Below are 11,789 nucleotides of genomic sequence, written 5' to 3' on the forward strand. Positions count from 1 at the left end.
TGCCCCCGGATTTTCTGCTTGCGGCTGCGCGCTAGGCGGTGCGGTGCACGAACAGCGGCACGAAACGCTCCGCCGCGGTGAGCGAGCCGTGCTGCCCTACCATCTCGAAGGCCATGGGCTTGACCCGGCGGCCGTCGTAGAACGCGATGGCCTCGGCGGCCAGGATCATCAGATCGCCAAGCCGCGGCAGGAATTCGGGACGGACCGCACCGAAGTAGCCGAGCTCCACGGCTTCCTCGCGGCTCAGGATCCACGCCTTGGACCCGTAGGCGCGCTGCCAGGCTTCGCGGACCTTGGCCCGCTGGGCCGCATCGGTGCCCTCGGCGAAAGTCAGCTGCACACCGCGCGGCTCGCCGCTGGTCAGTTCAACCCCCTCGATGAGTTCGGGCTGCAGGCTGTAGTCGATGCGCTGCGAGGCGGGCACGTCCACCATGCCGTGATCACCGGTGATCAGGACCGTGGTCTGCTCCGGAAGGCGCGAGACCAGGGTCTTGATGACGTAGTCAAGCTCTTCGAGCGTGTCCCGCCACTGCGGGGAATCGACGCCGAACTTGTGCCCGGCCTTGTCCAGCTCGTTGAAGTAGGTGTAGACCAGCGCGTTGCGCTGCGCGGCGAACACCTCGGCGGTGGCGCGGGCGCGGGCCGCCGGCTGGCGCGCGGCGACGAACTTCGGTCCGCGCAGCGCCGCGCGGGTCAGCGAGGAGTCGGAGAACTGGGCGATGGACACCGTCGCGGTGTGGATGCCGTGCTCCGCGGCCTTCTCGAAGACCGTGGGCAGCGGCTGCCACGAGAGCGGGTCCAGGTCGCCGGGCCATCCGCCCAGCTGGTTGACCACGCGCCGGCGGGCGGGGTCGATGACGTCGTAGCCGAGCATCCCGTGCTCGCCAGGCGCCGCGCCAATGGCGAGGCTGGACAGCGAGGTCGCGGTGGTGGACGGGAAGCCGGTGCCCAGCTTCTGCGCGCGCTCGAACAGCGGGCGCAGGAACGGCGCGTGCCCGAGGTGGGATTTGAGCTGGTTCCAGCCCAGGCCGTCGACCATGATCACGGCGACGCGCTTGGTTGGCGCCAGGCCCAGCGGGTTCGCGTAGCCGGGGATCCCCAGCGCGTGGGCCGCCGAGGGCAGGATCTCGGACAGGGTGGCCGCTCCGTAGGCCGGCGCGGCGGGGATTTTCTGGCTGGGGACGGGCAGCGAAGAGTCAGTCACGTTGGCTTGGCGTCCCTAGGCGATCGTCGCCAGGCGCAGGCGCACCGCGAATTCGCGGGCCTTGTCCACCGCTCGCTGGCCGTCGGCCTCGGAGCTGACGCGCAGCACCAGGTCCTCGGGCTGCGAGGTGCCGTTCAGGCCGTGGTCGGCGTCGCACTGCGGGTCGGCACATTCGGCCGGGGCCAGGTCGATGCGCTTGGTGCCGTCCCAGGACATGCCGAAGGTCAGCTCGCGCACCAGATCGGTGCCGCTGTAGTGCTGCGGCTGGTGGTAGACGTAGCTGGTGGCCACCGACTCGATCCGCGCCAGGCTGACCATTTCCACCGAAACCTGGGCCATCACGTCGTGGCCGTGGTCGTCCAGCTGCTGGTCGTCGACGTGCACGATGAACAGCACCTTCTCGCTGCGGACCATGACGGTGATGTGGCGGTGGACCTCGGTGTGGTCGAAATGGGTCTCCAGATGCAGGAAGTGGTCAACTACCGGCAGATCCAGCATCGCTTCGGCCAGCACGTCCTGGACCATTTGCGGGTAGAATCCCGCGCGGACCAGGTCATGCTGGAGGTCGGCACCGGCAGTCGTCGAATACGTTGCAGAGCTCATGATCCAATTCTACCCAGTGCGCCGCCGTCTTTCAGGTTTCGTGTCCTTGGGCTCAGCCGCGCAGCGCCCGGCGGATGCTGTCGGTGCGCCGTTCGGCATTGCCGATGCTCAGCTTGACCCCGAGCACGCTGAGCGAATGGGTGGACACCGACACCGGGGCGAACTGCGCAATGGTGACTTCCGGGTGGTTGTCCTTGAACAGCGAGACCCGGGTGATGAAGTCCCGCAACGCGTCCAGGTCCACCGCCGGCAGTCCCTGGTAGCCGAAGAGCCGGGCGCTGCTGCGCGGCCGGTGCATCAGCCGGGCCAGGTCCGTGGCGGAGAACGGGGCGACCCCGTGCGCCCAGTCGTCGAGCAGGTTCACCGCGTCCCCGCTGAGCCCGAAGGAGACCACCGGGCCCAGCAGCGGGTCCTCCATGGCCTTCACCACGCAGGCCTGCCCGGCCGAAGCCATGGACTGCACCTCCAGCGAGTTGACGCCGTACTGCCGCATCAGCGCGCTCATGTGGGTGAAGTCGGCGCGCAGGGATTCGGCATCGGGGATGTTCAGGCGCACCCCGCCCAGGTCCAGGCGTTGGCGCAGGTCCGGGTCGTTGGCCTTGAGCACCACCGGCCAGCCCAGCTCGTCGGCGGCGTCGACCGCCTCCTGCGCGGTATGCACCACCTGGGAGGGGAAGATGTTGATGCCGTAGAAGCCCAGCAGCTTCGTGGTCTGCTCGGTGCTCAGCTGACGCAGCTCCGTGCCGGGGATCCCGGCGGAGAGCTCGTGCAGGTAGTCCGCGGCGGCCTCGACCTGCAGACCCTCGGGCTCGACCAGCGGCTCGAAGGGGATGTCGAGCCATTGGCGATAGCCGTGGGCCTTGCCCAGCGCCCCGGCGGCGGAGGTCGGCGAGGTGTAGACCGGCACCCCGTGGTGCACTCCCCCGGCGATCTTCCGGTCGATCTGCCCAGGCAGCACGGTGATGACCGGCTTGGGCTGGGTGGAGAATTCCCTGAGCACCTCAAGCACCGCGTCCGTGGAGATGCCCGAGTAGGACAGGTGGGCGAGGATCACCGAGTGCACGTCGGGATTCGCGACCAATTCGGCCACCCGTTCGCGCAGCTTCGGCAGCACCCGCGACTGGCCCAGCGTGTAGTCCAGTTCCCGGGGTTCGGCGGTGGCATTCAAATTGCAGGCCTCCGCGACGTCGCAGACCACCTCGGCCAAGGTCAGCGAGTTGGAGAGCACCGCGACATTCGGCCCGGCCGGTGCCTTGTAGACCGAGAGCAGGCCGGCCACGTCCATGAGCTCTTCCACGGACTGCACGCGAATCACCCCGGATTGGCGCAGCATCGCGTTCAGGGCGCCGGGCGGAGCCTGGCCCACGCGCACCGAGTGCCCCGGCGGCAGGCGGCGGCCCAGCAGGTCCGACTTGGCCACGATGACCGGCTTGCTGCGGGCCAGGCGACGGGCGATGCGGGCGAACTTGCGCGGGTTGCCGAAGGATTCAAGGTGCATGGCGACCAGGTCGGTGCGCGGGTCGTCCTCGAAGTACTGCATGGCGTCGTTGCCGGAGACGTCGGCGCGCAGCCCGGCTGAGATGGAGCTGCTCACGCCCACTCCGTGCTGCACGCTGACCCCCTGGAGGATCGCGCCCATGGAGGCGGACTGGCTGAACAGGCCCACGTTGCCGGCGGTGGGCTGCACCGTGGTGCCGGTGATGGCCATGCGGACCTCGGGGGCCGTATTGATCAGGCCCAGCGAGGCCGGGCCCACCACACGCATGCCGTTGGCGCGCGCCAGCGAGACCAGCTCGCGCTGGGCGGCCAGCCCGTCGGCGTTCTCGTAGCCTGCGGTCATCAGCACCAGGCCCTTGACCCCGTGGGCGCCGCAGTCCTCGATGACGCCGGTGACCTGGTCGCGCGGCACGCAGATGACGGCCAGGTCCACCGGGCCGGGGATCTCGCTGACCTTGCCGTAGGCCATGTGGCCGCCGACTTCCAGCGCGGCGTCGTTCACCGCGTAGGTGGCCCCGGTGTAGCCGCCCTCGACCAGGCGGTCCAGCACGCTGTGCCCCAGCTTGCCCCAGGTCCGGCTGGCGCCGACCACCGCGATGGACTTCGGAGCCAGCAGGCCTGCCACCGAGCTGGCCTCGGCGCGGTGCTCGCGGGCCTCGGTCACCTCGCGGGAGCGTTCGGTCGGGTTGATCGGGAATTCGAGCATGACCACGCCGTCTTCGAAGTGGCGGGCCACCGCGTAGCCGGCCTCGGAGAAGACCGTAAGCATCTTGCGGTTCTCCGGGAGCACCTCGGCGGTGAAGCGGGTGATGTCGTTCTCGCGGGCCGCCGCGGCCAGGTGCTCAAGCAGGATCGATCCGATGCCGGTGCCTTGGTAGGCGTCGGACACGTTGAACGCGACTTCGGCTTCGGTGGGGTCGTCGAGCCGGTCGTAGCGGCCCACGCCAATGATGTTGCTGCCGCGGAAAACCGTGAAGGCGACGCGGTTCACATGGTCGACATTCGTGAACCGCTCAAGCTCTTTCGCGGTGAGCGCTGACTTGTACGTAAAATAGCGTAGGTAAACCGAGGTTTCGGACTGCTTTTGATGCATGTCCTGCAAGGCCTGCGCATCAGCCGGGGTTATGGGCCGAAGATGTGCCGTAGTGCCATCCCGGAGCACCACGTCTGCTTCCCAATGGGCCGGATATGCCACCGAAAGTTTACGATCCACCATAGGCTTAGGATAGTCGCGACTTCGACGTTGTGCCCAGCAGGAACACGAACAGCCGGCGACTTAAGCAAAAAGTTATGCAGATGAAGGAATTACAGGTTCATGGCTCGAAAGAAGTCTGAAGATCTCCCCGCGGATTTCGTGGAGAACATTGTCGACATCGATGTCACCAGCGAAATGGAATCCTCGTTCCTGGAGTACGCCTACTCCGTCATCTATTCGCGCGCGCTGCCCGATGCCCGCGACGGCCTGAAGCCGGTGCAGCGGCGCATCCTGTTCCAGATGGCGCAGATGGGCCTGCGCCCGGAAAAGGGCCACGTGAAGTCGGCCCGCGTGGTCGGCGAGGTGATGGGCAAGCTGCACCCGCACGGCGACACCGCCATCTACGACGCGATGGTGCGCCTGTCCCAGGACTTCGCCCTGCGTCTGCCGCTGATCGACGGCCACGGCAACTTCGGTTCGCTGGATGACGGTCCGGCCGCGGCCCGCTACACCGAGGCCCGGCTGGCTGCCTCCGCCGTGGCCATGACGGCGAACCTCGACGAGGACGTGGTCAACTTCGTCCCGAACTACGACAACCAGTTCATGCAGCCCGAGGTGCTCCCCGCGGCCTTCCCGAACCTGCTGGTCAACGGCACCACCGGCATCGCCGTGGGCATGGCCACCAACATGGCCCCGCACAACCTGGGCGAGGTCGTCGCCGCGGCGCAGCACCTGCTGGTGCAGCCGGACGCCACCGTCGAGGACCTGATGAAGTTCGTGCCCGGCCCGGATTTGCCCTCCGGCGGCACCATCGTGGGCCTGGACGGCATCAAGGACGCCTACCGCACCGGCCGCGGCCTATTCCGCACCCGTGCCACCGTGGCCTTGGAGAAGGTCTCCGCGCGCAAGTCCGCGCTGGTGGTCACCGAGCTTCCCTACGGCGTGGGCCCGGAGAAGATCATCGAGAAGATCAAGGACGGGGTCAACAACAAGAAGATCTCCGGCATCTCCGACGTCGTGGACCTGACCGACCGCCACAACGGCCTGAAGCTGGTCATCGAGCTGAAGAACGGCTTCAACCCGAACGCGGTGCTCGCCAGCCTCTACAAGCACACCCCGCTGGAGGACTCCTTCGGCATCAACAACGTGGCGTTGGTCAACGGGCAGCCGCAGACCCTGGGCCTGCGCGAACTGCTGACGGTCTACGTGGACCACCGCGTGGACGTGGTCCGCCGCCGCACCGCCTTCCGCCTGGCCAAGCGCGAGGACCGCCTGCACCTGGTCGAAGGCCTGCTGATCGCGATCGTGGACATCGACGACGTCATTGCGATCATCCGCTCCTCCGAGCAGACCGCCGAGGCGCGCGAACGGCTGATGACGGTCTTCGACCTCTCCGAGCCCCAAGCCAACCACATCCTGGAGCTGCGCCTGCGCCAGCTGACCAAGTACTCCCGCTTGGAGCTGGAGACCGAGGCCGAGCAGTTGCGCAAGGAGATCGAGGAACTGCGCGCCATCCTGGAATCCGAGACGCTGCTGCGCGAACTGGTGTCCAGCGAGCTGGGCGAGATGGCCGAGACCTTCGGCACTCCGCGCCGCACCAAGCTGTCCAAGAGCGCTCAGCTGCAGCCGCTGAAGGGCACCGCCCTGCCGGAGGCCGTCGGGTCGGGCAAGAAGGCCACCTTGGCCATGGAAGTGGCCGACAGTCCCTGCTGGGTCCTGCTCTCGGCCACCGGGCAGATCGCCCGCACCCACGACCGCACCGCGCTGGACTTCTCCGCGGCCCGCATCAAGCACGACGTGCTGGTCTCACAGGTCGCCTCCAGCGCGCGCGGCGAGATCGGCGCGCTGACCTCCACCGGCCGGATGATCCGCATCTCGTTGATCGACGTGCCGGTGCTGCCCGAGATGCACGGCTTCCCGCAGCTGGCCCAGGGCGTGGCCGTGGCCGACTTCCTGAAGCTGCCCAAGGGCGAGGAGGCGGTGGCGCTGCTGCCGTTGAACAAGGTCATCGCCATCGGCACCGAGCGCGGTGTGGTCAAGCGCGTCACCCCTGACTACCCGCTGAACCGCGACGAATTCGAAGCCATCACCCTGAAGGACGGGGACAAGGTCATTGCCGCGGCCCCGGCCGAGGACGAGGACGAACTGGTGTTCCTCACCCGCCAGGCGCAGCTGCTGCACTTCGGCGCCTCCGCCGTGCGCGCGCAGGGCCGCACCGGCCGAGGCATGGCGGGCATCAAGCTCAGCGCCGAGGACAAGGTCATCTACTTCGGCGTGGTGCGCGCCGGCGCGCAGGACGCGGTGGTGGCAACCATCGCCGCCGGTTCGCAGACGCTGCCGGGCACTTCCGGCCAGTCGGTGAAGCTGACCGAGTTCAGCGAATTCCCGGCCAAGGGCCGTGCCACCGCCGGCGTGCGTGCCCACCGCTTCGTCAAGGGCGAGGACTACCTGGTGCTTGGCTACGCCGGGCATGGTCCGGCCCGCGCCAGCTCGGCGGCCGGCGTGGTGCGCGCCCTGCCGACCGAATTCGGCAAGCGCGACGGCTCCGGCGCCCCGCTGGCGCAGAGCATCAACATCCTCGGCGGCTCGCTGAGCGTCGCTACCGGCACCGGCGAAGCCCCGGCCCGCGCGGCCTCCGCGGCCTCCGCGGCCACGGCAGGCGCGGAGCTTCCCCCGGTGGTTCCGTCCTCCCGCCCGTCGGTGCAGCCAGGCGAGGACACCTTGCCGTTCGACGACGGCGGGGTCGTGCTCTAGCAGTTTCCGCCGGCCAACGGTAGTTGACCCCCGGCAGCAGTCAAGCCCGGGACCGGTTCGCACTGAACCGGTCCCGGGCTTGTCCGCGTTGTGGCTGGCCACTCGGAGCCGCGAGCCGTCAGCTGGCGGGAGCCAGCTTGGCCTGCAGCCGGATCTGTCCTTGGCATTCGCGGGCGAGCTGCTCGTCATGGGTGATCAGCACGACGGTGCGCCCTTCGAGCGCGCCGCGCAGGGTCTGCATCAATTCCACGGATTCGTCTTGGCCCAGGTGCGCGGTGGGCTCGTCCAGCAGGATCACCTGGTGCCCGCCCACCAGAGCGCGGGCCACGGCGAGCTTGCAGCGCTGGCCGCCGGAAAGCCGGTGGCCCCCGGAGCCGATACGCGTGTCCAGTCCCCCGGGCTGCTCGGCAAGCCAGCCGCCCAGGCCCACCTGCTGCAGCACGTCCTGGAGCTGGTCGTCGGAAACCTGCACCTCGTCCGCGGCGCCCAGCAGCAGGTTGCGGCGCAGCGTGGAGTCGAACAGGTGCGCTTCCTGCGGGCACCAGGCCACCGAATCCAGGTTCGCCGCGGCGAACTGGTGTTCCCGGCCGTCCGCATCCAGCGCGGCCAGGCGCCCGCTCTCCAGCGGCAGCGCCCCGAGTAGCGCGGTGAGCACCGTGGACTTGCCCGAGCCGGACGGCCCGGTCAGCGCGGTCCACTGGCCCGGTTCGATGCGGGCGGTCAGCTGCTCGATCACCGGGGCCTGCGGCCCGTAACCGAGCGACACGTCCTCCAGCACGAAGCCGCGGACAGCTGGCGCGCCGGCCGGGGAGGTCTCCCGCAGCCCGGCCTGGCCTTCGGCTGCGCTGCCCCCAACGCCGCGCGAGGCGAGGGTCGTGGTCAGTTCCTTCAGCGCCCTGCCCTGCTGCACGGCGCTCAGCGCGGCGGTGGCGGCTTCGCCCAGGGCCAGGGCCATGAGCACGGCGAGCGCGGTGAAGGAGGCCGAGCTGGTGGATAGCTCCGCGAAGGCGACGGCCAGCGCGCCGGTCAGCAGCGCACCCAGGGCCGGGGCGAGGCCCTGGCCGAGCGCGTGGCGCCGGGCAGCCGAGGTGTTCTCGGATTCGGCGATGGCAAGCTTGTCCAGCACCCGGGCCAGCGACCCGTAGGCGCGCAGCGCGCCCTGGTTGCGCAGGATGCCCAGCACGGCTTGGTTCACATTCAGCCGGTGGGCCAGCTGCCGGGCCAGGTGCAGGCCTTCGACTCGGCGCACGAGCCAGCGGCCCGGGAAGGCCAGCAGCAGTCCGGCGGCCAGCGCGGCCCAGCCGAAGGCGGGCTGGATGTAGAACAGCACAGCGATGCCGGCGGCCCAGACGGCGACGGCCTGGATCGGCGGGAAGAGCACGCGGGCCAGCAGGTCGCGCAGCTCGTCGACCTCAGCCAGCAGGAAGCGCAGCACCACCGAGGAGCGGCTGACCAGTCCCCAGCGGGCGGGGTTGGCGACCATGGAGGTCCAGATCTTCTCACGCAGCGCCCCGGCGTAGCCGAGCACTGCGTCGTGGATGGCCAGCTGTTCCAGGTAGCGGAAGACGGCGCGGCCGATGCCCAGGGTGCGGACCATGACGAAGGCGACGGTCAAGTGCAAGATGGCCGGCTGGTAGCTGGATTCGACGATCAGCCATCCACTCAGTGCGGACAGGGCCACGGCGCACAGGATGCCGAGGGTGCCGTAGACCGCCGCCTTGCGGGCCGGGACGTAGCCGGAGAACAGCTCGCGCAGCGGGTTGAAGCGCGGCGCGGGGCCGGCTGAAGCCGTTGGCACAGCGGACGCCTGGGCTGACGGGGCCGCAGCATGCCGGCTCGCGAAGTCCCGGGCAGGCTGCGAAGCCTGCGGCGCACCCTTCTCGCCGGCCTGCGACGGGTTGGCGGCCAGCAGCGGGTCGTGGCTGGCAACCAGCACGGCGGTGCCGGCCGGAAGCTCGGCCAGCAGCTGGCGTACGGCAGCGGCGTTGGCCATATCCAGATGGGCGGTGGGCTCGTCGGCCAGCAGCAGGCGGCAGTCTGGCACGCTATGCAGGCGCAGCACGGCGCGCAGCACCTCCAGCCGGCGCAGCTCGCCCGGCGAGTATTCGGCGATCTGCCGCGGCAGCATGGTCTCCAGTTCCAGCCGGGCCGCCAGCTCGGCGACCAGCCGCTCCTCGGCGTCCGGGACGTCCTGGGCCAGCTGGGCCTCGCCGGTGGCGGCGTTGAACTGCGGGTGCTGGCTGATGACTGCCAGCTGGCTCCCCACATAGACCTGGCCGCTGACGCGGGCCGCATCGAAGCTGTTGTCGCTAGTGGAGGCCTCAGCGACCAGGCGCAGCACGGTGGTCTTGCCGGTGCCGCTGGCGGTGGACAGCAGCTTGCGCTCCCCCGGCATCAGGGTGAGGTCCAGGTGCTCGTGCACCGGTTCTCCCGCGCGGTAGCCGATGGACACGTCGCGCAGTTCCAGCAGGCTGCCCGGGGTCGCGGGGACCAGCGAGAGGATCTGGTGGTTTTCCTGTTCGGCGGTGATGGCCTGGTAGCGCTGGTAGGAGGCCAGCCCGTCGTCGGCGGCGTGGTAGGCGGAGCCGACCTCGCGCAGCGCGGAAAACAGCTCCGGGGCGAGGATCAGGATGATCAGGCCCGGAGCCAGGTCCATGTTGCCGCCGACCAGGCGCACGCCGATCATCACTGCCAGCACCGCCACTGACAGGGTGGAGATCAGTTCCAGCCAGAAGCTGGAGAGGAACACGGTTTTGAGATTGGCCATGGTGGCCTGGCGGTACTTTTCGCTGACCGCGGCGATGGCGTTGCCGTGGCGGCGGGCGCGGCCCAGGCCCAGCAGGGCGGGCAGGCCCTGGGCCAGCTCGTACATCTGGTGGGCCAGCGCGTCGAGCTTGGACTGCGAGGCGGCCAGGGTGTCCTGGGTGTGCAGGCCGATCAGGGCCATGAACACCGGGACCAGCGGGATGGTCAGCAGCAGCACCACCGCGCTGATCCAGTCCAGGGACAGGATGTAGATGCCCAGCAGCGCCGGGAGCACCATGGCTCCGATGAGCGCCGGGATGAATTTGGTGAAGTAGTCGTCGAGCTTGTCGATGCCGTGGCTTGCCAGGGTTGCGGTGACCGGCACCGAGTGGTCGGCGGAGTCGGCCGGGACGATGCCCGGCCGGCTCGCCGCGGTGCGCACCAAGGTGGCGCGCATCCGCTCCTTGGCACCCAGCCCCATGCGCCGCGCCCCGGTGTTCAGGCCCCATACCCCGGCGGCGCGGCCCAGCACGCCGGCGGCGGCCAGGACCAGCAGCGCCGGGGTATTGCCGGTGCCGGAGGCCATGTTCGCGATCCACTGGCCCAGGCCGTACGCGGCGAGCACCAGTCCGGCGGTCTTGAGCACCGAGAACACGGTGAGGACCACGATCTGGCGTGGAGCGATCAGCTCTCGGGGCAGGAAGCGCGGTGTGCGCATGGGGTGCGTTCCTTTCGGTCGCCGCGGTGGGGTGTGCTACTTGACGATCGGTTCCGGGTGGTGCGCCTCGGGGATGTGCTCCTCCTTGACGCGCTTGCGGAAGACCCAGTAGCTCCAGGACTGGTAGGCCAGCACCAGCGGGACGCCGAAGGCCGCCACGATGCTCATCAGCTTCAGCGTGTAGGCCGAGCTGGAGGCCGTGTAGATCGTCAGGTCGAAGGCCGGGTCCAGGGTGGAGGGCAGCACGACGGGGAACGCCGCAGTGAAGATCGCCGCCACCCCGGCGGCGAGCATCACGCCCAAGGCGATGAACGAGACGCCTTCGCGTCCGGCGCGGGCGGTGACGATGCTGACGACCAGGGCTAGCGCCGCGGCGGCCAGCAGGGCCCAAGCCACTGCCGAGTCATTGTCCAGCAGCACCATCAATACCCAGGCCACCAGCGGCAGCACGGCCAGCGGCAGCCAGCGGGTGAACAGCCTGCCGGCGCGTTCGCGGACCGGGCCGTCGGTCTTCAGCCGGACGAAGGCCAGCGCGTGGATCCAGCAGAAGGCCACGACCGCCACGCCGCCGAGCACTGCGTACCAGGTCAACCACGCGAACGGTCCGCCCACGCGGTCGCCGTTCTCGTTCAGCGGCAGGCCCAGGGTGGTCAGCGCCAGCATGGCGCCCACGCCGAAGGCCGCGACCAGCGAGCCGTAGCCCAGGGCTGCGTCCCACAGCTTGCGCGAGCGTTCGGTCTTCGCCTTGCCGCGGTACTCGATGGACACGGCGCGGAAGATCAGCGCCACGAGCACGAGCGTCAGCGGGATGTACAGCGCCGAGAACAGCGAGGCGTACCAGTGAGGGAAGGCAGCGAAGGTGGCGCCGCCGGCGGTGAGCAGCCAGACTTCGTTGCCGTCCCAGACCGGGCCGATGGTGTTCAGCAGGACGCGCTTGCGCTTCTCGCTGTTCCTGCCCAGGCCGATGAGCATGCCCACGCCCAGGTCGAAGCCTTCCAGGAAGAGGTAGCCGCACCAGAGCACAGCGATGAGGATGAACCAGAGAGCTGGTAGCCAATCCATGGTGTTTCTCC

General features: G+C 69.3%; 6 protein-coding genes. 1 reads left to right on the plus strand and 5 read right to left on the minus strand.

Features of this window, described 5'->3' with window-relative positions; all coding sequences use genetic code 11:
- Window positions 1-31: 31 nt before the first annotated feature.
- The 3 genes from ACTX90_RS10890 to ACTX90_RS10900 are packed head-to-tail and all read right to left on the minus strand — an operon-like array spanning window position 32 to window position 4,520.
- A complete protein-coding gene (locus ACTX90_RS10890; protein ID WP_231735937.1) occupies window positions 32-1,204 on the minus strand; it encodes an alkaline phosphatase family protein in 1,173 nt (390 codons plus the stop codon).
- 15 nt (window positions 1,205-1,219) lie between these two features.
- Window positions 1,220-1,807 (minus strand): DUF5998 family protein, encoded by a 588-nt coding sequence (locus tag ACTX90_RS10895; protein ID WP_047119447.1) that lies wholly within the window; start codon window positions 1,805-1,807, stop codon window positions 1,220-1,222.
- Between the two features lie 52 nt (window positions 1,808-1,859).
- Window positions 1,860-4,520: a bifunctional acetate--CoA ligase family protein/GNAT family N-acetyltransferase gene (locus tag ACTX90_RS10900; protein WP_443442071.1), complete on the minus strand. Its 2,661-nt coding sequence runs from the start codon at window positions 4,518-4,520 to the stop codon at window positions 1,860-1,862.
- Window positions 4,521-4,619: 99 nt separating this feature from the next.
- On the opposite strand from ACTX90_RS10900, the gene ACTX90_RS10905 reads away from it, so the two are divergent.
- Window positions 4,620-7,253 (plus strand): DNA gyrase/topoisomerase IV subunit A, encoded by a 2,634-nt coding sequence (locus tag ACTX90_RS10905; RefSeq protein WP_443442072.1) that lies wholly within the window; start codon window positions 4,620-4,622, stop codon window positions 7,251-7,253.
- A gap of 118 nt (window positions 7,254-7,371) precedes the next feature.
- Here the strand turns inward: ACTX90_RS10905 and cydC are convergent, their stop codons facing one another.
- Window positions 7,372-10,716 carry a thiol reductant ABC exporter subunit CydC gene (gene cydC / locus ACTX90_RS10910; RefSeq protein WP_443442073.1) on the minus strand — a complete coding sequence of 1,115 codons (3,345 nt, stop codon included), beginning with the start codon at window positions 10,714-10,716 and terminating at the stop codon, window positions 7,372-7,374.
- A 36-nt stretch (window positions 10,717-10,752) separates the two neighbouring features.
- A complete protein-coding gene (cydB, locus tag ACTX90_RS10915) occupies window positions 10,753-11,778 on the minus strand; it encodes a cytochrome d ubiquinol oxidase subunit II (protein ID WP_047119451.1) in 1,026 nt (341 codons plus the stop codon).
- Window positions 11,779-11,789 lie beyond the last annotated feature (11 nt).

Source organism: Glutamicibacter soli, from assembly GCF_052322135.1.
GTDB classification, from domain to species: Bacteria; Actinomycetota; Actinomycetes; order Actinomycetales; family Micrococcaceae; genus Glutamicibacter; species Glutamicibacter soli.